A 22,037-nucleotide genomic window follows, 5' to 3' on the forward strand; every position below is an offset into this window, starting at 1 on the left:
CAATTCACCGATTCATTAGGATGTTGAAATGCACTTGGGTATTGAGGGGCGCAAAGCCATTGTCTGCGCATCCAGCCGTGGGCTGGGTTTGGGAACAGCAAAAGCACTGGCAGAGGCTGGGTGTGATCTCGTAATCAACGGACGCAACGAGAAACGACTCGACCAAATCGCGAGCGAACTGGCAGCACAACACAACATCTCAGTTATTCCCGTGGCAGCAGATATCTCCTCACCAGAAGGCCAGCAAGCCGTTCTCAAAGCGTGCCCAAACCCGGACATCCTCGTCAACAACAACGGCGGTCCACCACGCAAAGACTTCAAAGAGCTGGACCGTCAGGCGATTCAGGATGGTGTCATCCAGAACATGATCACCCCGATCGAACTGATCAAGGCAGTCATTGATGGCATGGCAGAGCGCCGCTTTGGCCGCATCGTCAACATCACCTCCATGTCCGTGAAGATGCCTATTGAAGGCTTGGACCTGTCCAGCGGCGCCCGTGCAGGTCTCACGGCTTTCCTGGCAGGCGTCTGCCGTCAATACGCCCAGCACAATGTCACTATCAACAATGTGCTGCCCGGAAAGTTCGACACCGACCGCCTGAAAGGTGGCTTCGAGCGTCAGGCAGAGCAGACCGGCATCTCCATTGAAGAAGCCAAACGCCTGTCTTCAGAAGAGATCCCAGCAAGGCGTCTCGGCAATCCGGAAGAATTCGGCAAAGCTTGCGCCTTCATGTGTTCAGCCCATGCTGGATACATCACAGGCCAAAATCTCCTGCTCGACGGCGGCCTCTACCCAAGCGCTTTCTAAAAATGAAAAGCCTCCCCGCAGTCAAACCGCCGGGAGGCAAACCAAATCAGCTATTGCAGTGTCTTAGAACTTCAAACGGGCGCCAAAGCTGATAATGTCGACATTAGTGTCATTGACCGGCCCTTGAATGGTAATCCCTTCATAGAACGGGTGGCCAGGCATGATGTTAATCTTTTCGCTTACCGGGAATAAGTGCGAATAGCCAAAATCAACTTCAAGCCAATCCTCGTAGAAATAGCTCAGCCCAGCACTGAGCCAGAATCGATCAGCATCAGGCAAACGCGGACCCCGGTTGCCTTCATTAAGCGGAGACCACTCATAGGCCACCCCAAATCGTCCTGTAATACTGCTGGTAAAGTCATATTCAGTCCCAAGAGATATGAAATAGCCATCGCTGTACTGAAATGGAAGATTAGAAACTTCGGTACCTTGTAGATCAAAAACAGGGAACGTTCCAAAGCGTGACCAGTGTGTCCACTCAAACGTCCCCATCCCGCGCCAACGCTCATTCAGCTCTTGCTGGAAGGAAACGGTTACTGTTTCCGGCATAATGATGTTCGCACGAATAGGAATTGGTGCATTACCTCCAATAACCAGCCGCCCTTTCAGGTTCTGCTCAACCGGAGAACGATATCCGATACCCAATTGAGTACCCTTCCATGGCTTAAAGAGCGCTCCAACAGTTGCCCCAAACCCAAGATTATAATCTTCACCACGCAACTCTGCAGTTGGAGCCGCTGCAGCAACCCCAAATCCTGATTTTAATCGAACCTGAATATACTGAAGCTGCAAGCCCACCCCGACCGAGAACTTATCAGTCAGTTCGTAAGCAGCCGTTGGTGTAACATTGACAGTTAGAACGCGGGAAGACCTCGCATAGACCTGCCCCGCCCACTCAATCTGAGGTTTGGTTTCAAAACCATAAGGCGCATTCGAACTGATCCCGAGAGACAGACGATCATTCACCTTCCAAGTCCCATAACCTGCAGGCACCCAAGCATCTACTCCAATATCTCCGGAGGAATATGGAACTCCCGTAATCGGTACAGGAAAGAAATCAATCGTCGCCGTATCCAGATCAACCGTTGCACGTGGAAACACGATGGTCTGCGAGGATTCCATCTGCACCCCATCATGGCCAGTCATGGTCGCCGGGTTCCAATACATGCTGGAGAGGCTTTTCGAGATGGTCGCATTTCCCGCAAAGGAAAGTCCCTGATACCACGCCGATTGCTCACGAACAGCAAAAGCACCGGCAAAAGCATCAGACGCAATCAGCAAAGAAGAAAGACTAGCGATCGTAATGGGTAGATATCTGGACATGCACGGTACTTTCTGTTCTCAAGAAAACAATCAAGCAGTGCCATGATCAAACTACGAGTTACTTATTGATTCGGCTCTCTTCACTAGAATGGAAAATGTTACAAACTAATTGCACTGGCATATTTAAGGGTAAAGGGAGCTAACTTCACAAAACAACAATACCTAGCGGGCTCACAATCACTTGGTTATTCGCATTTTAGGCAGGTACACTGAAACATTTTCTGTGACAAAACTTCCGCATAACAAAAGGCCCTCCATATGGAGGGCCCTTCAAACACGATTTGATCTGCCGACTAACCTCTTGCAGAGATGTTTTTGCCCAATGAAAGAGCGCTCCACCCCGCCAGAAGCTTCTGCGCTTCTATGTAACTCTCATAAATCTTACGAGCCCTCTTGTCTTTCTGGGTGTAAACATCCAGCACCTCAGCACTGGTTTCCTTCAAGGCGGTTAGCACCTCCTCCGGAAACTCACGCACTTCAACACTATGCTCTTCCTGCAGCACTTTCAGGCTGGCAGCATTTTGTGCATTTGCTTCAGACAGAGCGAGATCAGCTTCCACGCGGCAAGCCTCTTCAACCACCACCTGTAGTTCTGGAGACAGCCCCTCCAGCGCAACAGCGTTCACGATAGCCTCACCCGTGCCATTCGGCTTATTGAAGCCCGGACCGTAGTAGTATTTGATCAGCTTCTGAAAGCCCAGCGCACTGTCGCTCCATGGACCAAGGAACTCGACACCATCAACCACACGCGTTTGCAGACTGGTGAAAATCTCGGAGGCTGGAATATTGACCGGAGTAACACCAAGCTTACGCAAGATCTCACCACCAAGGCCAGCGATACGGAGCTTCCGGCCTTTCAGGTCATCCAGCGTCTCAACAGGATCACGATACCAGCCAGCCATGGTTGGGCCAGTGTTGCCCCCCATAAACGGCTTCACACCAAATGGCGCGTAAAGATCATCCCAGAGCTCCTGACCACCAAGCTGATCCACCCATGCAGTGTGTTCCTGAGGCAAAAGGCCGAACGGAATTGTCGTAAAGAACACTGATCCGGGCATCTTGCCAGCCCAGTACATGGCAGCTGAATGGCCCATCTGTGCAGTACCGCTTGAAACAGCGTCAAACACCTCAAAAGCCGGAACCAGCTCACCAGCAGCAAACAGGCGAACACGCATCCGGCCATTGCTCATAATGTTGATGCGATCACAAATGCGTTGCGCAGACATTCCAGGGCCTGGCAGGTTCTTCGGCCAGCTGGTCACCATACGCCATTCAATGACCGGATCAGCATCCTGAGCCAGTGCTGGTGCAACAAGTGCAGCGCTTCCAGCAACCGCTCCGGCTGTAAGCCCAAGCGCCTGACGGCGGGTCAGATTGTTTTCTTTGTTCTTGGTCATTATCTCCGCCTTATTACTCAGACCAGAATTCATGGAAATGATGCACAGGCCCATGTCCCTCGCCTATATCAAGCGTATCCGCAGCTTTGATCGCCTGACTAATATACTCTTTTGCTTCACCAATGGCATCTTGCAGCGCTAGCCCTTTGGCAAGCTCCGCTGCAATCGCAGAGGACAAGGTGCAGCCAGTCCCATGTGTATTCGTCGTGTCATGCCGTGGAGCTGTATACCACCGCTCCACATCGTGAGAGAGGAAGAGATCATCACAGGTATCATCAGATCCGTGCCCGCCTTTCAGCAGAACCCCATTTGCACCCATATCCAGCAGCAGCAATGCTTGTCTGTGCATGTCTTCACGAGATCCAGCCATCGGCTGCCCAAGCAAAAAGGCCGCTTCCTGCATGTTTGGCGTAATCAACGCCGCAATTGGAAACAACTTCTGCTTCAACACAGAAACAGCGGAGTTTTGCAGCAAAACATCTCCGGAAGTTGCCACCATCACCGGATCAAGGACGACGCACTTAACATCATATTCCGCCAGCTTTGTGGCAATAACATCGATAATCTCTGGCTGTGAAAGCATGCCGATTTTCACGGCATCCACCTTCAGATCAGAAAAAACAGCATCCATCTGCTCCGCCACAAATGCTGGCGGCACATCATGAATACCTGTCACACCTTTGGTGTTTTGGGCTGTCAGTGCAGTAATGACACTGGCCCCATAAACACCGCGAGCCGAAAAGGCCTTCAGGTCTGCTTGAATTCCGGCACCGCCACCGGAATCCGACCCTGCAATTGTGACTGCAATCGCACTCATTAGGCCAATACCCCACCTTTATTATTCATTGTTTCGAGCTTGAGACGCTCGTTGAACTGGTCAGCCTTCAAGCCATAAAGGGTATCGATGAAAGCTGGAGTGAAGCTTCCCGGTCCGTTCGCCTGCTCTGCGGCAATCTCGCCGCATACACCATAGACAGCAAGCACGGCAAGTTCCTTATCTGGCTCGGTAGCGGCGAAACCAGCCAGCACACCGCCCAGCGCACAGCCAATGCCAGTCACCTTGTCCATATAAGCATGCCCATTGCCCACGGTATAGGTCGTCTCCCGGCCAAACACAGCGTCTTCAATACCGGTGCGCACAATCAGTGTGTTCTCGGTGACAGCTCCACTCAGCCCAGCGCTCTCAGTCATGTTTGCTTTAAGGATCGAAACATTCTCTTTCAAAATATCTTTCGCAAACTCCATGCGAATATCTGAACGATCTACTTTAACCGGGTCCAGCACCACGGGCATAGATTTTTTGGCAGCCCCTTCAAGCCCAAGCCGAATACCATGCCGCCGCTTTCCATCCAGCGTACCAAGATTGAGGAGCAACCCGTCAACACTCTCGATGAATGCAGGAATTTCATCATGGGCTGCTGTCATAGACGGCACAATGTTACAAGCCAACATGATGTTCGCGGTAAGGCTCTGCGCAACAGAGTTCGTCAGGCAATGAACCCGAACCCCACGCTCACGCACGCTCTCAAAGACTTCCCAGAGATTTTCAGTTGTGTAGGACATTTGTTTTCGCTCCCCTATAGATTACGGCGGGAACGATTACCTTGGTACTCATCCCAATTCCCTCCGCCGGCACAATCCGGATCAGGTTCTAGGAGTTGGCTTGGCGCCTCTCAGCCCGTCAGTCACTTCCGAGCACCCCCATTGGTTAGAATTTTTTGCTAGCAAACAAGAAAGCGAACTGCAAGCGGAAACGAGAGGCAGCGACAAAAGGCAACTGGGGGTAGATTTCGCTTAAAAAACGCAAAAGCTTGCAAAAAAACGCAGCTTCAACGCAAAATGCTCACAAAACAACGCAAACTCAAATTTGAGCGCATCCCTGAAAGACAAATCAGCCTTTCGGGACAGAAGGATAGCAGATTTATGATTCCGTTCTTTGTACAGATCAAATGCCAGCTCGGAAAAACCTATCAGGTTGCCAACGCCATCGCAGACGCGGAAGTCGCCTCCGAGATCTACTCCACCTCCGGGGACTTCGACCTGCTGGCCAAGTTCTACATCGATGATAACGAAGATATCGGACACTTCGTTGCAAACAAGGTTCAGGTCTTCGAAGGCATCCAGGACACCAGAACCATCATCACCTTCAAAGCGTTCTGATACCTACGAAAACAGGCGGGACACCAGCCCGCCTGCACAATCTCTTTTCAAGCTCTAAAGTCTTGATAACTTAGCTTTGAGCATCCTGAATTGCGCTCCACACAGCAACCGGCGTCGCGGGCATATCTATATGCTCAACACCTGCATTCTTGCGCAGCGCATACTGCACAGCATTCATCACCGCCGGCGCCGCTCCAATAGAACCAGCCTCACCAGCCCCTTTGATGCCCATCGCATTTGTCGTGGAAGGAACGTTGCTCGTCGAGAAGTCGAAATTTGGCAAATCATCAGCACGTGCAACATGATAGTCCATGAAGGATGCTGACAGAAGCTGCCCGGTTTCATCATAAACCGTGTTCTCACAAAGCGCCTGCGAGATCGCCTGCCCCGCACCACCATGCACCTGACCAGCCAAAAGCATCGGATTCACCGTCACGCCAAAATCATCCACGATCACATAACTGACCACGTCCGTCTTGCCCGTTTCCGGATCAATCTCCACCTCACACACATGCGTGCCATTGGGATAAGTACATTCATCCTGCATGACTTTTTCCGCTGCATTCAAGGTCTCCGGTTGCGAACCAGCCACATCAACAAGGCTGACTTGCTGGTCGGTACCAACCACGCGCACCTGCCCGTCTTCCAACGTCAGATCCCCAACACCAACCTCAAGCTTTTCACTGGCGATCTCTTTGATCTTCTTAACCAGCGTTTCAGAAGCCGCTTTCACAGATGGCATTCCAATCGGAATGGACCGCGATCCACCGGTACCACCGCCAGTCGCAACACGGTCCGTATCTCCCTGAACCATCTCAACCTGGTCAAGCTGCAAACCAAGATGTTCTGCAATGACTTGGCCATAAGCGGTGGCGTGCCCCTGACCGTTGCTCTGCGTTCCAATCAGCAAAGTAACGCTGCCGTTCGTGTTCAGCTCAAGCTTAGCTTCCTCACCACCGGCAAAGGCACAGGCCTCCACATAGGTCGATAGCCCAACACCGCGATACAAACCTTTTGCCTTGCTCTCCGCTTCACGCTCCGCAAACGTCGAATAATGAATCTCGTCCAGCGCCTTGGTCAGGTGAGTTCCAAAGGAACCCGTATCATACATGCGGCCAAGCGCTGTCGTATAAGGCAGAGCAGCGTCGGGGATAAAGCTCTGACGGCGGAACTCCGCCGGATCCATACCCATCTCATGCGCAGCTTTGTCTGCCAGACGTTCCATCAGATAAAGCGCTTCCGGACGCCCTGCCCCTCGGAACGCATCCACCGGCACTGTATTGGTATAAACGCCTGTCGCTTCCACCCACGTTGCGGGGATATCGTAAAGACCGGGAGTCATGGTGATGCCGATCTGCGGAATGCCTGGGCCAAACTCATGCAGATAAGCCCCCATATTTGCAAGCACATGCACCTTGAGGCCGATCATCTTACCGGTCTCATCAAGCGCAAGCTCAGCTGTGGATACATTATCCCGGCCATGCGCATCAGACATGAAGTGCTCGGTACGCTCCTGAAGCCATTTCACGGGATGACCAAGACGTTTCGCGGCAATCAGGCAAAGCGGATATTCAAGATAGGTGAACATCTTGGTTCCAAAACCACCACCCACATCAGGTGTCACAACGCGGATATCTTTAGGGTCGACGTTGAGTATGTTCTTGGCAATCAGATCACGCATCCCATGACCGCCCTGCGTTCCAGTGGTCAGCGTATACCTGCCGCTCTCACCATCAAACTCGCCAATACAAGCCCGAGGCTCAATCGCATTGGACACCAGACGGTTGTTGATCACCTTAATCTTGGTAACATGATGCGCATTCTGGAAGGCCTCTTCCATCGCCTCCTTGTTACCCATACCAATGTGAAAGGCCTCATTAGACCCATGCTCAGGCCACACAAGCGGAGCACCGTCTTCTAAAGCTGCTTCAGTTCCGATTGCCGGATCAACATCCTCGTAGTCAACCTCAATCGCCTCCATCGCAGCCCGCGCCTGCTCCACCGTATCGGCAACAACAAACGCAAGAGCATCACCAACAAACCGGGCTGTATCAGAGCAAAGAACTTCACGATGAGGCACCCAGTGCTTCGTCCCATCCAGCTGCCGAAGCACGGCTTTACATGGGATAGAGTTCGTTCCTTCAATATCTGCAGCAGTCAAAATAAGCTGCACACCATCCATAGCCCGTGCTTCATCCACTCCTTCTAAAGTGAACTTCGCGAACGCGAGAGGAGACCGCAAAACAACGGCATGTGCTGCACCAGCCACCTTCAGATCATCCGTATAATGACCCTTGCCAGAAATAAAGGCAGCATCTTCTTTTCGGCGAACGGGAGCACCAATTCCAAACTTCGGTGTAGCAACCTGATTCATGAAAACCTCAAAAATCTGGAGAGCGACCCAACACCGCACCTCCCAATACAGCTTTTTACGTATCAGCAGAGAACGTACAGTGCTTTTCTCAAGCTGCAAGTGTTTTCTGGTTCACTGCAGAGGTGTATTTCCCAGAGTGACTTAAGGTCATTATCGCATTATTTAGAGCAAATTACGGAAGGGTACTTAGAGCTATAAGTTGTCGGCAGCTTCGTGCTTACTGTCGAAACTCTCAAGCTAAAATTTGTTTTAGAATTTGACCAAACCGCAAACATTAGGTTATTTAAGCCATACACCCATCTGATCTTTGTTACGTTGTCCGCCCCCTGGCGCACACCATTTTGCACCAGACATCGGGTCTGGTCGTTTTGATCGTATCAAGGCAGCTTCGAAAGCAGTTACATGCCTGTTCCTTCAGCAGAGCCTGAAGGCAGCTCATCATCTGCTGCGTTAAAAACAAGGTTTTCCGCAAAATGGCAGAGCCTTTCTAATAACACACGCGGCATCTGCTGGGCCCTTCTGGCAACATTCCTTATGGCCGTCATGAGCACCATCATCAAGCTGCTCGGCGACCGCTTACACGTTACGCAAATCCTTATGCTTCGCCAGTTTTTCATGTTGGTGATCTCAGCACCGATCATTATCAAAGGATTTCCGGGTTCGCTCAAAACACAGGCTCCACTGCTTCACCTGGGCCGCATACTGCTTGCGTCCTCTGCAATGTATTTCGGCTTCACCGCAGTCATTCACTTGCCGCTTGCTGAAAGCACAGTGATTGGTTTTGCGCGCACGTTTTTCATCACGATCTTCGCAGTTTTCTTCCTGAAGGAAGTCATTGGCATTCACCGAATTTCGGCAACTATCCTTGGCTTCATCGGTGTGATGGTCATCGTCCAGCCCGGCACCGGCGCGGAAATGAGCATCTACAGCTTCATGGCGATCCTGGCCTCAGCCTGTGCCGCACTCGTAGGCGTAATCCTGCGCAAGGTCACTCAGGTTGATCAACCCATCACGATTCTGACCTTTCAGGCAACTTTTGTGGGTCTGATCATGGCCCCCTTTGGCATCTATTATTGGGTATCAATCGACTTGAATGATGCGATCCTGCTGCTCTGTCTTGCAGGCGTCAGCTGGGGCGCTCAGATGAGCAACATTCAGGCCCTCAAGTTTGGTGAGGCGTCTGCAATCGCACCGTTTGATTACATTCGCCTTGTCTACGCAGCAATCATCTCTGTCGTGATCTTTGGCGTCTGGCCCCTCTGGACCACTTATCTCGGTGGTGCAATTATCGTCGCGGCTTCCCTTTACACCCTGCACCGCGAGACTGTGCTGGGCAAGAAAGTGGCAACTGGTACAGCGCCCACGAAAACGCACTAGAGCAACCGCTAAACTCAAGCAAAAAGCCCTCGCATTTGCGAGGGCTTTTCTTTTTCACGAAGTAGCTATCAGCTGGCGTTTTCAGTACTACGCGTCTTGGCAGCCTCTTCTTCAACCAGCTCTTTCTTGGAGAGCTTACCAACCATGGTCTTTGGCAGCTCCTCCCGGAACTCAACCGCCTTCGGCATTTCAATCTTGGAGATGTGGCCCTTCAGGAAGTCTTTCAACTCCTCTGCAGTCGCACTCTGCCCATCTTTCAGTTTCACAAAAGCCTTCGGTGCCTGCCCGCGATACCCATCAGGGATGGCAATCACGATAACCTCAGCAACGGCTGGATGCTGATAAAGCGCCTCCTCGATCACACGCGGGTAAACGTTGTAACCGGAGCAAATGATGAGGTCCTTGATGCGATCAACAAGGAAGATGAAACCCTCATCATCCATGTAACCGACATCACCAGTGTGCAACACACGGCCATCTTCCAGAGTTTTGGCGGTCTCGTCAGGACGGTTCCAGTAACCCTTCATGACCTGCGGACCGATGATGCAAAGCTCACCCTTTTCTCCGCGCTCAACCGTTTTCTCTAGGTCTTCCAGATCACGGAACTCAATAGTCGTCCCCGGCATTACAACGCCGATAGAGCCGTCTTTACCTGTTCCGTCCATCGGGTTAGCTGAGGCAACCGGAGAGGTCTCTGTCAGACCGTAGCCTTCCACCAGAACACAGCCTGTCAGGGCTTCAAATTTCTGCTTCACTTCAACAGGCAGCGGCGCTCCACCAGACATACAATAGCGGATTGATGTCAGATCGTAGTTTTTCGTCAGCTCACTGTTGTTGATCGCGGTGTAAAGCGTTGGTACAGCCGCAAACAAAGTTGGCTTCTTCTTCGCAGCCAGATCAAGCAGTTCTTTCAGATCAAACCGCGGCATAAGCAGCATCTCAGCAGCGCCTAAAATGGAAAGGTTCTGCAGAACAGTCATCGCAAACACATGGAAGAATGGCAGCACACAAAGTGTCTTCTCGTAGCCGCGCTTCAAGCCACCGTAATGGCTTTCCAGCATCTCCATGTTTGACGTGATGTTGTAATGCGTCAGCATCGCACCCTTAGGCACACCAGTCGTACCACCGGTATACTGCAGGATTGCCACATCTTCCTTCGGCTCAATCTCAACCGGAGTAATGCCTTTGGACTTTGCAAGAAAATCTTTGAAGCGGATGTGAGCTTTATCAGCTGGAATGTTGGAAACATCCTTCCGCTTGAACAGCTGGAACAATAGCTTCTTAGGCTGAGGCAGAATATCCGCCATCGGACAAACAATGATGTTGTCCAAAGCACCTTCCTGACGAACAGCTTCCACACGATCATAGATCACAGAAAGATCCATGGTCACCATGATGCGTGCGCCAGAATCCCGCGCCTGGAACGCGATTTCGCGCTCAACATAAAGCGGGTTGAAGTTGACGACGACACCGCCAATTTTCATGATCGCAAAATAGAAAATGGTGTAGTACGGCGTATTAGGCAGACAAAGGCCGATCTTGTCGCCCTTCTTCACACCCATCGCCTGCAGGGCACCTGCAGCACGCTCAACGAAATCTCCCAATTCGCCGTAGCTTGTTGATTTGCCCATAAAGTAGATAGCCGGACGGTGCGCATAATTTTTGACCGTATCATCCAGATAGCTATCGATAGTACGAATTGGAAATTCCACTTGTCCCTCACGACCTGTCGCCATGCGCAGATCTCCTCCCCGAATTATTATAGTTCTTCAGACGAAGTTGACAGGAAACCGAAGCTGAGCGCCAAGGTTCATGTGTGCAACATATCAGAAAAACCTTATATCATCATGCTTTGCGTGGAATTTGCGGCAGGTTTACCATTGCGTCAACCCAGACATACGGTTGACCTTCAATGCGACACATTACTCAATTCCACTGATTTTTTCTCGAGAACCCAAGAGATATCAAAGCTCTGCTCTATTGAATGAGCTGAAAACTCGACACGTCAAAAAGCCCAAAATCAGTAATTTTAAGGTGGGGAATAACCGGAAGAGGCAAGAATGCGACCTGCAAAAACGGCTCTGGCAATACACAATTGAGAGATTTTGCAGCTTTGCGCAGCACTTCCAAACGCTCTTTGACCACCTCAAATCGCTCCAAACTCATCAATCCGGCAAGTGGCAGTTCCATCTCAGCCAGCACTTCTTCACCTTCAGCAACCACAAATCCACCGCGCAACGCAATGCATCGGTTCACAGCAATTGCCATGGCCTCTTCATCAGCGCCAACCACACAGATGTTGTGACTGTCATGTCCAACAGAGGAGGCAATCGCACCCGATGTCATTCCAAACCCGTTTACGAACCCTGTCGCAATATTCCCTGTCTTTCCATGACGCTCCACAACAGCCACTTTGATAGCATCCTGCCCCAAATCGATCTGGGAATAATTATGCTCAACGGGCAAATCCATCTTCAGATGCTCGGTGATAATCAGCCCCGGTTTCACACCAATCACTGATGTTTCGCGCTGCGCAGGCACACGGAAGCTTTCAGCATGCACTGGTTCGGCATGGCAACTGTCCAGCAATCCTTCCGGCTCAATCAACTTGCGGCTGGCAAACAACTCATCCGAAACCACACGCCCAGCACTGATCACCTGATCCACATCACAGCTTTCCAAGTCATTGAGCAGCACAATATCCGCACGCCAACCCGGCGCAATCAATCCGCGATCTCGCAGACCAAATGCAGTGGCTGCTGACCAGCTTGCCGCACGGTAGACATCACGAGGTGCACATCCATGAGCAATCAGGCGTTTGATGAGACAATCAAGATGTCCCTCCTCCGCAATATCAAGTGGATTCCGGTCATCCGTACAAAGCGCAACAAAACTGGCCCGCTCTGGTGTCAGGACAGGCGCTAAAGCATCCAGATCTTTAGAGACAGATCCTTCTCGGATCAGGATCGTCATGCCCTTAGAGATCTTCTCCAATGCTTCTTCTGCAGTGGTCGCTTCATGATCAGTCCGAATGCCCGCGGCAAGGTAGCCATTCAAGGCTTTGCCACGCACCAAAGGCGCATGACCATCAATATGCTCCCCTTCAAACTCAGCAATCTTAGCCAAAGCATCCGGATCACCGGCCAACACACCGGGGAAGTTCATAAACTCCGCCAAACCAATAACGCTTGGATGATCCTTGAATGGCAAAAGGTCATCAATCTCCAACTGAGCACCAGCTGTCTCAAATTTAGTGGCAGGCACACAGGAAGACAGGTTCACCCGTAAATCCAGAATGGTCTCAACAGAGCTGTCGAGGAAGTACTTAATGCCAGCAGCACCGGTCACATTGGCAATCTCATGCGGATCACAAATCGCAGTTGTCACACCGTGAGGCAATACACAACGATCGAACTCAAACGGTGTCACCAACGATGATTCCACATGAAGATGTGTATCGATAAAGCCCGGCACGGCAATCTTGCCGCTGCAGTCGATCTCATTCACACCGCTGTAGTCGTCATAAGTTCCAACAATCTTCTCACCGGAGATCGCAATGTCGGTCTTCGTCAGACTGCCGTCGATCACATTGAACAGCTTAACATTCTTCAACACCAGATCAGCAGGCGCATTGCCCTGCCCCTGATCGATGAGTGTTTTTAAACCGGCAACTTTTTGCTGACGAGATCCCATGCCATTTCCTCCCAGAGGAAGCATAGGGCATGCCTCCTCATTTATATTTCCCTTGGGGCAAGCCTAGCAAAAGATCGCAAGCTCCCCAATGCCGCCATTACAAATGCTTGTTGGAATTGTACAAATCATGACAGTCAGAAAACAAAACCCACAGAAACTGCATTTTTTAGATTGCGACTTCCCCTTTCAGCACGCCGAACTGCCTAGTTTCTAGGCACATTCGTATTTTTGCTTGCATTTTGATGAAACCCGCATCAAACAGAGGTGCAATTTCATAAATGCAACCTTTGTATGAGTTTTGATGCAGATAAGAGCAGTCTAACTGCCAAGCTTGCGGCTCACGTCCGCGCCTCTCACAACTCTACAATCAAATTTAATTCAGTTGGCCTGTTGGCTTGCTCCTGCAAATTCTCCAACTGATACCGCATGCCAAGCAATTGAAGCCGGATATCCGATACCGGCTCACGACTAAGGGAACTCCATGGCGAACCGTCCAGCACAATCTGACCCATTTGATCTCGTTGTATTTGGAGGCACCGGCGATCTTGCACACCGCAAGCTGCTCCCAGCTCTCTATCATCGCGAACCAGTCGGTCATCTGGGCGAAGACGCGCGCATCATCGCAGTTTCCCGCCGCGAGCTCAGCGACACAGAATACCGCGACTGGGCCCGGACTGCCATTTGTGAGCACGTCGCTGAAATCGATCAGGAAGCTCTCGAACGCTTCCTCGCTCGTATCCAATATGTGTCCGTTGACGTCGCTCAGAACACCGGTTGGGAAGCTCTGGAACAAAAACTGGCAGGCCGCGAAGACGTTGTCCGCGCTTTCTACCTCTCTGTTTCTCCAGACTTCTTCGGCCCAATCTGTTCCGCCCTTGGCGAACACAATCTCGTAACAGAGACGTCCCGCGTAACCATCGAAAAGCCGATCGGCAAGAACGGCAGGTCTGCTCACGACGTTAACGAGACCATCGGTTCCGTCTTCAAAGAGCACCAGATTTTCCGTATCGATCACTACCTCGGCAAAGAGACCGTTCAGAACCTTATGGCTCTGCGCTTTGCTAACGTACTGTTTGAACCACTCTGGAACGCGGCTCACATCGACCACGTACAGATCACCGTGGCAGAAACACTCGGCGTTGAGAGCCGCGCTGGTTACTACGACACCGCTGGCGCTCTTCGCGATATGGTTCAAAACCATCTGCTTCAGCTGCTTTGCCTCGTTGCTATGGAACCACCTGAATCCATGGCACCAGACAGTGTGCGCGACGAAAAGCTGAAGGTACTCAAAGCCCTCCGTCCAATGAGCACCGAAATGGTCGAACGCAACACAGTTCGCGGCCAGTACCGCGCTGGCGCATCCGCGGGCGGTGCTGTAAAGGGTTATCTGGAAGAACTGGGTCGCAACGATTCCAACACAGAAACCTTCGTAGCTGCCAAAGTAGACATCGAGAACTGGCGTTGGTCCAACGTTCCGTTCTACCTGCGAACCGGCAAACGCCTTGCCGCTCGTGTTTCTGAAATCACCATCCAATTCAAAGACCTGCCTCACTCCATCTTCCTGCCAGATGCTGGACGGATTGCAGCAAACAAACTGGTCATCCGCCTGCAGCCAGATGAAGGCGTGAAAATGCAGGTGATGATTAAGGACCCGGGCCCAGGCTCCATGCGTTTGCGCGAAGTACCGCTGGACATGACCTTTGCTGAAGCCTTCAGCTCCCGTCATCCGGATGCTTATGAGCGCCTCATCATGGATATGATCCGTGGCAACCAGACCCTGTTCATGCGCCGTGACGAAGTTGAAGCAGCATGGACATGGATCGATCCGATCCTTGAACAATGGTCCCAAATTAAAGAAGCTCCAAAGCCTTATACCTCAGGCACCTGGGGTCCATCTGCCTCCATCGCACTTATCGAGCGTGATGGCCGTACATGGCATGATGAAACATATTGATTAAACACCAGGTGCTGGCCCGCTGGCACCTGGTCGCCCTTGCAAGTATTTCTCCCACTTGCGCCCATCCCCGAAACAATCAAAATTGCCTACGGGCAGAGTTGTCAGAATAAAAATTAGGCTCAGAATTTAAATCGATTAAAATGACCAAAAATAAGGATTCCTCCTCCTAATCCCGCGTCTGGTCATTCGGTTTGACTGATGCAAAGTCAAAGAACAAAAGGCAGAGCACAAGACATGGTTCACCCTCGCCTCAAAGAGATTACAGATCGCATAATCGAGCGCAGCGCTACGAGCAGACAAGACTATCTTCGTCGCATGAAAGCGCAGCACACGAACGCACCACAACGCACAAACCTCGGTTGCACAAACCTGGCACATGGCTTCGCAGCCTGTCCGGCAGCTGATAAACAGCACCTCGCCACAGACAAGCAGCCAAACCTCGGCATCGTTACTGCCTACAACGACATGCTCTCCGCACATCAGCCATATGAGAGCTACCCGGAAATCATCCGCGAAACAGTCCGCAAAATTCAAGCGACAGCTCAGGTTGCTGGCGGCGTACCAGCCATGTGCGATGGCGTGACACAGGGCCTGCCAGCGATGGACCTGTCACTGTTTTCCCGTGACCTGATCGCCATGTCCGTTGCCGTTGGCCTGTCACATGGCATGTTTGACGCGGCAGTGTTCCTCGGTGTGTGCGATAAGATTGTCCCGGGCCTGCTCATCGGAGCCTTGTCCTTCGGCCATCTGCCGGCAATCTTCCTACCTGCTGGCCCAATGACCTCCGGCATTGCCAACGACGAAAAAGCCCGCATCCGCCAGCTGTTTGCAGAAGGCAAAGCAACCCGTGAAGAACTGCTTGCTTCTGAAAGCGCATCCTACCACTCGCCTGGCACCTGTACGTTCTACGGCACTGCAAACTCCAATCAGATGCTGATGGAGATCATGGGCCTGCACATGCCGGGCAGTTCCTTTACCAACCCGCTCACACCCCTGCGCAAAGCATTGGTTGAAGAAGCAGTCACACAGGTCGTCGAACTCACCGCACAGCGCAGCACACCTACGCCGCTCTTTGAGATCATCGACGAACGCGCAATCGTAAACGGTGTCGTGGGCTTGCACGCAACAGGCGGCTCCACCAACCACACCATGCACCTCGTCGCAATCGCCGCCGCCGCTGGCATTCAGCTCACATGGCAGGACATTTCGGATCTGTCCGAACTCGTCCCGCTGCTTGCCCGCGTTTATCCAAACGGCAAAAGCGATGTAAACCATTTTGAAGCAGCAGGCGGAATGGGGTTCCTCATTCGCGAACTGCTGGATGCAGGCTTGCTGCACAAAGACGTCAAAACAGTCAACGGAACAGGCTTGGACGGTTACACCGTCAACGTCTTCCTTGATGACAAAGGCGGTGTCCTCCGCAAGCCAGCACCGGCTAAGGCATTGGATGAAACCATCCTTGCGCCAATGTCCGTTCCGTTCAACAAAGACGGCGGTCTCAAAGTCCTCACAGGCAACCTCGGCTCTGCCATCATCAAAACCTCTGCTGTCGCACCTGATCGCCATATCATCGAAGCCCCAGCTCAGGTCTTCCATACTCAAGAAGATGTCGAAGCTGCCTTCAAAGCTGGCGAACTCAACAAAGATGTGATTGTTGTGCTCCGTTACGTTGGTCCGCAAGCCTGCGGCATGCCAGAAGCCCATAAACTGACACCACCTCTTAGCGTTGTGCAGAACCGAGGGTATAAAGTCGCACTTGTAACAGATGGCCGGATGTCCGGCGCCAGTGGCAAGATCCCAGCTGCAATTCATGTTACTCCCGAGGCGATGGATGGTGGACCAATTGCAAAGGTAAGGGACGGTGACTTGCTGCGCCTTGATGCAGTAAGCGGTACGCTGGAGCTGCTTGTTCCTGCAGATGAGTTTGCGCAAAGAACTGCCGCACCTGCAGATCTGCAAGCATACCAGAGTGGAACCGGAAGAGAATTATTCGCAAGTTTCAGGGCAAACGTGAGCTCAGCCGATACCGGCGCTCGCCTCTTCAATCTGGAACAGACAAACAAAACCCAACGGAATGCTGACACAATCAGCGCAATGGAGACAGTGTAATGGCTCAAAATATCGAGCGAGTAGAAGCAATCATGACCGCCGCCCCGGTGATCGCAGTTCTCATTGTCGATGACCCCAAAAAAGCAGTTCCAATGGCACAGGCCCTCGTGGATGGCGGCATCCCGGGCATCGAGATCACACTGCGCACTCCAAACGCTCTGGACTGCATCAAAGCAGTTGCCGACAACGTCGAAGGCGCTCTGGTTGGTGCTGGTACCGTTCTCACCCATCAGCAGTACGAAGCCTCCGTCAAAGCAGGGTCAACATTCGTCGTTTCTCCGGGCGCAACAGACAACCTCATCGCAGCCGCTGAAGATTTTCAGCAAACTCCTTTACTTCCGGGCACATGCACTCCGTCTGAAGTGATGAAGCTGCTGGAAGCAGGCTATGAGCGTCTCAAGTTCTTCCCAGCTGTTCCAGCCGGCGGCACTCCGATGTTGAAAGGTCTGTCTTCTCCTCTGGCTGCGGCTAAATTCTGCCCAACTGGTGGTATCAACCTTGGCAACGCACGTGATTTCCTTGCTCTGCCTAACGTCCTTTGCGTTGGTGGGTCATGGATCGCAGACGCAAAAGCAATTGAATCTGAAGACTGGGCAGGCATTGAAAAGCGGGCTCGCGAAGCAGCTGCATTGACTGTTTAATCGCAAACCATCACGATTGATTGCATTGAATTTCTTACCCGGGGCCTTACATCAAGGACCTGTCATGCTCCTAAAAGCATGAAGGTGTTTCCGGGTAAGAAGACGCATAAAAACAAAACTTTGAAGCAGTTTGCACGTCCCGAAAAACGAGCAAGCTGCTTTACGGTAAATTGGCAAGGCGCGACACTCGCTGCCAGTCAGAAGCTATTACAAGAATAAATGGAGGCCTCGATGCCGACAGCTAATCCAAAAGATATCTTTAAACGCCTTGATGAACACGCTCAGGCCATTCATTCCACTAAGATTACCGATCTCTTCGCAGCAGATCCTTCTCGTTTTGATAAGTTCTCCCGCTCTTCTGACGACCTGCTCTACGATTTTTCCAAGAACAAGCTGACTGAAGAAACTCTGGAGCTCCTGCTCGAACTCGCACGTGCTGCCAATGTTGAAGCAAAACGCGATGCCATGTTCGCAGGTGAGCACATCAACACCACAGAAGACCGCGCCGTATTGCACACTGCCCTGCGTAACCAGTCCGAGAACCCAGTACTGGTGGACGGCAAAGACGTTATGCCTGACATCAACGAAGTGCTCGTCAACATGGGCGACTTCGCAGAAGGCATCCGCTCTGGCGAAATCACAGGTCATTCCGGCGAGAAAATCACAGACGTAGTCAACATCGGCATTGGTGGCTCTGACCTTGGTCCGGTGATGACAACTCTGGCTCTGGCCCCATATCATGATGGCCCGAACCTGCATTACGTCTCCAACGTAGACGGCTCACACATTGCCGACACTTTGGAAAACCTGAATCCGGCGAAGACCCTTTTCATCATCGCCAGCAAGACCTTCACCACTATTGAGACCATGACCAACGCGGCAACAGCCCGTCGTTGGATCGCCAAACACAACGGCGAAGAAGCCGTCGGAGCACACTTTGCAGCTGTCTCCACCGCACTGGAAAAAGTCGCGGCCTTTGGCATCTCGCAAGAGCGTGTCTTTGGCTTCTGGGACTGGGTCGGCGGACGTTACTCCATCTGGTCCGCGATCGGCCTCCCACTCATGATCGCTATTGGTCCGGATGCATTCTCTGATTTCCTCGGCGGCGCCCATGCAATGGACAATCACTTCCGCACCACCCCGATTGAAGACAATATCCCGTTCCTGATGGGCCTCGTCGGTGTCTGGCATCGCAACGTGCTGGGTTACGACACCCGCGCAGTTCTGCCATATGATCAGCGCCTTGCCCGCTTCCCTGCCTACCTGCAGCAGCTGGACATGGAATCCAACGGCAAGAGCGTCACCAAAGACGGCATTGCTGTTGAAACCCAGACCGGCCCGATCGTCTGGGGTGAGCCCGGCACCAACGGTCAGCATGCGTTCTACCAGCTGATCCACCAAGGCACGAGCATCATTCCTTGCGAATTTCTGGTTGCTGCCAACAGCCACGAAGAGGACCTGCAAGTCCACCACAATCTCCTTCTGGCAAACTGCCTTGCCCAGAGTGAAGCCCTGCTCCGTGGCCGTTCTCTGGAAGAGGTTGAAGACAAATTTCGTAAAGATGGAAAATCTGAAGAAGAGATTGCCAAACTAGCTCCACAAAAGGTCTTCCCGGGTAACCGGCCTTCAACCACCCTCCTCTATGATCGTCTTGATCCATTCACACTGGGTAGATTGATCGCGTCTTATGAACATCGCGTCTTCGTTGAAGGAGCGATTTGGAACATCAACTCCTACGACCAGTGGGGTGTTGAACTTGGAAAAGAACTTGCGACACAGCTGTTGCCAATGGTTGAAGGCAGCCAATCCGCAGCAAACAAAGACAGTTCGACCCAAGGCTTGTTAAAATACCTAAAGAAGGCAAGGAGCCTCTAATTTTTAACAAACTTTAACCATGTTCTTTTTGTTAGCTCAGCCTCACAAAGTTAGAGCTGCCAGGAGGTATCGGGGTCCGGTCAAATTGGGATTGGCAGCAAAAGGAGACTGGAAAAAATGAAAAAAATTACTCTTGCTGGTGTAAGTGTTGCATTGCTTGCCCTTGCTGGTTGTAACACATCCTCAAGCACAGACCGAACTCTCATTGGCGGTGGCCTTGGTGCTGCGACTGGTGCAGCCATCGGCGCGGCCACAGGTGGTGGCGTGGGGTCTGCAGTTGCAGGTGCAGCAATCGGCGGTGTAGCCGGCGGCATTGTTGGTAATGTGACAACTCCGAAAAACTGTACTGCCTATGATCAGTACGGTCGCCCATACCGCGTGAAGTGCCCATAAGCCTCGCAAAAAATTTGGTTACAAAATTCCAAAGGCCCTGCAATTGCGGGGCCTTTTTGCGTTGCATACCTACAACTCTCAAAAGACAAACAGTATCAGCTTAACCACCTTCCCATCTCGTCAACGACATTCACTCATCTGCAACAGATCAAGCACTACCGTGGATTTCAAACAATCAGACCATGGGTAGGATCGTGAGAAAAGCAATAATCATAACAGCCACCCTGCTCACACTCGGTGCTTGCAGTGAGTATAACCGAACAGACCGCGTCCTCGTCGGCGGTGGTCTTGGTGCCGCCACCGGCGCTGCAATTGGAGCAGCAACAGGGGATGTTGGCGCGGCCTTTGCCGGTGCAGGTATCGGTGCCGTTGCAGGCGGGTTGATTGGTGCAGCCACCACCCCGCGCCGCTGTGTCGGCTACGACAGACATGGCCGCCCTTACTACTACCGCTGCTGACACGCCCGCAGCCAACCCGGCTCAGTCAGGCGGGTCATGCGGGGTAAAAACAACACTCTCACAGGACCGGTCTGCTGGTCCATGCCAGACCGCCTCAATGTTGTTGCCATCAGGATCAAGAACAAAAGCTGCATAATATCCCGGATGATAGGAACGCGGGCCCGGTGCTCCGTTATCGTGGCCCCCATTATCCAGAGCAGCTTGATAAAACGCACGCACTTCATCTTCTGAGTTGGCCATGAATGCCAGATGAACTCTGGTAACGTTGCCATCTGTTGCAGGCGTGACAAACAGCTCGTCGAAGATGAAGAACTCATCAGTTTCATGGGTGAGTGATCTGCCAAGAGTGGCTAGGCTCGTCTTGTAGAACTTGGAACTCATCTGCAGATCTCGTACCACCAAATGTACGTGATCGATCAAACGTCCTTTGTGTACTTCCATTTGGTCCCCTCCCCGCCAGTCTTTTGCAGGTTACCGACAGACCTAAAGGTCTGTCATAAAGTCCGATGCAGACATATCAAGCTTGAAACTGCGCGGGCTCTTGGCGACAGGCTTATTCTGAAACAACTTTTTCCAAACCATCTTATGCGCAGCCGCCAAAGCCATCTTGGCGTATTTCATCACACCAACGCTGTGCCGATTGCCAGAGATCCCTGCTCTACGCAGCAAACCATTGGCATAGATAATCGCATAAAAATCCCTGACCTCAGTGGTGAAGTGCTCAGTGGTCACCGAGATGTTCACTTCATCATGGTTCTCAACCCGATGCGGGTTGTTAAGCGGCCAGTGCGCCATCTCACCCGGGCTCAGCGTCACCTTTGTAGCGAACTCATCATACCAGGGCTCAAAGCGGATCTCTTCTTCGGTCGTCCCAAGGAAGATACCTTCCAACTGCTCATCAGAAAGAAACGGTGCGGTACTTTCATAAATATAAACGTCCTTATGGCCCTTCACCTGCCATAAGGATTGTCCGGGTACATCTGCATGATAGTACACTTGAGCACCGGGGGAAGAAATCAGCATCCCGGTCTTGTGCTTAAAGGTCTCAAAGCCCGGAACCCTCACCTCGAGCTCATCAAATATCTTCGACGTGACCTGCTTGAAGCCCTCATCCCATTCCTGAAGTGCACGAAGAGAAAGCCAGAAACGCCCTTCTTCTACAGCACGAAGCACATCCTCGCCTTTGGTACCTTCAATGCTGCCCTGTAGCCATTGGGACTTCTTGGTGCCAATCGCACCGGGACGAACAAAATCATAGTGCTCAGAGGGAGTGGTCTCGATCAACCGCGCCAGGTTTTCTGGCAGAAACACAGGTAACTCATGCAGGCGGTTGTTCAGCAGGAGCGTGTGCTTGCCGAACACCTCTTTGTAATGCTCTTTCCATTCAACAATCAAATCATGCTGAAGAACCAATTCCAAATCATGATACATGACGCCGCCCAATCAGAAAAATACTAGTAAATTTTGACCAG

At 51.9% G+C, this 22,037-nt stretch carries 18 protein-coding genes and 1 riboswitch; of the genes, 9 read left to right on the plus strand and 9 right to left on the minus strand.

Features of this window, described 5'->3' with window-relative positions; translation table 11 throughout:
• Positions 1-28 precede the first annotated feature (28 nt).
• Positions 29-808: an SDR family oxidoreductase gene (locus PsAD37_RS23150; protein ID WP_063298097.1), complete on the plus strand. Its 780-nt coding sequence runs from the start codon at positions 29-31 to the stop codon at positions 806-808.
• A gap of 63 nt (positions 809-871) precedes the next feature.
• On the opposite strand, the gene PsAD37_RS23155 is transcribed toward PsAD37_RS23150, so the two are convergent.
• The 4 genes from PsAD37_RS23155 to PsAD37_RS23170 all read right to left on the minus strand — a co-directional run bounded on the left by PsAD37_RS23155 (position 872) and on the right by PsAD37_RS23170 (position 5,091).
• The gene (locus PsAD37_RS23155) at positions 872-2,131 is read right to left on the minus strand and encodes an OmpP1/FadL family transporter (protein WP_063298098.1); all 1,260 of its coding nucleotides are present in this window, start codon (positions 2,129-2,131) and stop codon (positions 872-874) included.
• 293 nt (positions 2,132-2,424) lie between these two features.
• Positions 2,425-3,528, minus strand: coding sequence for a TRAP transporter substrate-binding protein (locus PsAD37_RS23160; RefSeq protein ID WP_063298099.1), 1,104 nt, complete (start codon positions 3,526-3,528; stop codon positions 2,425-2,427).
• A gap of 13 nt (positions 3,529-3,541) precedes the next feature.
• Positions 3,542-4,345, minus strand: a complete 804-nt coding sequence (thiD, locus tag PsAD37_RS23165; RefSeq protein WP_063298100.1) for a bifunctional hydroxymethylpyrimidine kinase/phosphomethylpyrimidine kinase — start codon at positions 4,343-4,345, stop codon at positions 3,542-3,544.
• Positions 4,345-5,091 carry a hydroxyethylthiazole kinase gene (locus tag PsAD37_RS23170; RefSeq protein ID WP_063298101.1) on the minus strand — a complete coding sequence of 249 codons (747 nt, stop codon included), beginning with the start codon at positions 5,089-5,091 and terminating at the stop codon, positions 4,345-4,347. The genes thiD and PsAD37_RS23170 overlap by 1 nt, the downstream gene beginning before the upstream one ends.
• 41 nt (positions 5,092-5,132) lie before the next feature.
• Positions 5,133-5,241: riboswitch (TPP riboswitch) on the minus strand.
• Between the two features lie 210 nt (positions 5,242-5,451).
• Here PsAD37_RS23170 and PsAD37_RS23175 point away from each other — a divergent pair.
• Positions 5,452-5,688, plus strand: a complete 237-nt coding sequence (locus PsAD37_RS23175; protein WP_057462693.1) for an Lrp/AsnC ligand binding domain-containing protein — start codon at positions 5,452-5,454, stop codon at positions 5,686-5,688.
• Between the two features lie 70 nt (positions 5,689-5,758).
• On the opposite strand, the gene PsAD37_RS23180 is transcribed toward PsAD37_RS23175, so the two are convergent.
• Complete coding sequence (locus tag PsAD37_RS23180) at positions 5,759-8,062, minus strand: xanthine dehydrogenase family protein molybdopterin-binding subunit (protein ID WP_063298120.1); 2,304 nt, start codon at positions 8,060-8,062, stop codon at positions 5,759-5,761.
• A gap of 402 nt (positions 8,063-8,464) precedes the next feature.
• Between PsAD37_RS23180 and PsAD37_RS23185 the strand changes: the two genes are divergently transcribed.
• Entirely contained in the window at positions 8,465-9,439 is a 975-nt protein-coding gene (locus tag PsAD37_RS23185) for a DMT family transporter (RefSeq protein ID WP_063298102.1), read from the plus strand.
• A 68-nt stretch (positions 9,440-9,507) separates the two neighbouring features.
• Here the strand turns inward: PsAD37_RS23185 and PsAD37_RS23190 are convergent, their stop codons facing one another.
• Both PsAD37_RS23190 and ade read right to left on the minus strand, forming a co-directional pair.
• The gene (locus tag PsAD37_RS23190; RefSeq protein WP_063298103.1) at positions 9,508-11,175 is read right to left on the minus strand and encodes a long-chain fatty acid--CoA ligase; all 1,668 of its coding nucleotides are present in this window, start codon (positions 11,173-11,175) and stop codon (positions 9,508-9,510) included.
• Between the two features lie 241 nt (positions 11,176-11,416).
• Complete coding sequence (gene ade / locus PsAD37_RS23195) at positions 11,417-13,132, minus strand: adenine deaminase (protein ID WP_063298121.1); 1,716 nt, start codon at positions 13,130-13,132, stop codon at positions 11,417-11,419.
• Positions 13,133-13,613: 481 nt separating this feature from the next.
• On the opposite strand from ade, the gene zwf reads away from it, so the two are divergent.
• The 6 genes from zwf (at position 13,614) to PsAD37_RS23225 (ending at position 20,565) form a co-directional block, all read left to right on the plus strand.
• Positions 13,614-15,086, plus strand: a complete 1,473-nt coding sequence (gene zwf / locus PsAD37_RS23200; protein WP_063298104.1) for a glucose-6-phosphate dehydrogenase — start codon at positions 13,614-13,616, stop codon at positions 15,084-15,086.
• Between the two features lie 237 nt (positions 15,087-15,323).
• On the plus strand, positions 15,324-17,198 hold the full coding sequence (gene edd / locus PsAD37_RS23205; protein WP_063292808.1) for a phosphogluconate dehydratase: 1,875 nt from the start codon (positions 15,324-15,326) through the stop codon (positions 17,196-17,198).
• On the plus strand, positions 17,198-17,839 hold the full coding sequence (gene eda, locus PsAD37_RS23210) for a bifunctional 4-hydroxy-2-oxoglutarate aldolase/2-dehydro-3-deoxy-phosphogluconate aldolase (protein ID WP_057460916.1): 642 nt from the start codon (positions 17,198-17,200) through the stop codon (positions 17,837-17,839). Before edd ends, eda begins: the two co-directional genes overlap by 1 nt.
• Positions 17,840-18,070: 231 nt before the next feature.
• Positions 18,071-19,714, plus strand: a complete 1,644-nt coding sequence (pgi, locus tag PsAD37_RS23215) for a glucose-6-phosphate isomerase (RefSeq protein ID WP_063298122.1) — start codon at positions 18,071-18,073, stop codon at positions 19,712-19,714.
• A gap of 117 nt (positions 19,715-19,831) precedes the next feature.
• Positions 19,832-20,107: a glycine zipper domain-containing protein gene (locus tag PsAD37_RS23220; protein ID WP_063298105.1), complete on the plus strand. Its 276-nt coding sequence runs from the start codon at positions 19,832-19,834 to the stop codon at positions 20,105-20,107.
• 194 nt (positions 20,108-20,301) lie between these two features.
• Complete coding sequence (locus tag PsAD37_RS23225; RefSeq protein WP_063298123.1) at positions 20,302-20,565, plus strand: glycine zipper domain-containing protein; 264 nt, start codon at positions 20,302-20,304, stop codon at positions 20,563-20,565.
• Between the two features lie 21 nt (positions 20,566-20,586).
• Here the strand turns inward: PsAD37_RS23225 and PsAD37_RS23230 are convergent, their stop codons facing one another.
• Together PsAD37_RS23230 and PsAD37_RS23235 are read right to left on the minus strand one after the other, a co-directional pair.
• Positions 20,587-21,006 carry a VOC family protein gene (locus PsAD37_RS23230; RefSeq protein ID WP_063298106.1) on the minus strand — a complete coding sequence of 140 codons (420 nt, stop codon included), beginning with the start codon at positions 21,004-21,006 and terminating at the stop codon, positions 20,587-20,589.
• A gap of 42 nt (positions 21,007-21,048) precedes the next feature.
• Entirely contained in the window at positions 21,049-21,996 is a 948-nt protein-coding gene (locus PsAD37_RS23235; RefSeq protein ID WP_063298107.1) for a hypothetical protein, read from the minus strand.
• Between the last annotated feature and the right edge of the window lie 41 nt (positions 21,997-22,037).

The organism is Pseudovibrio sp. Ad37 (assembly GCF_001623075.1).
In the GTDB taxonomy this organism is placed as follows: Bacteria; Pseudomonadota; Alphaproteobacteria; order Rhizobiales; family Stappiaceae; genus Pseudovibrio.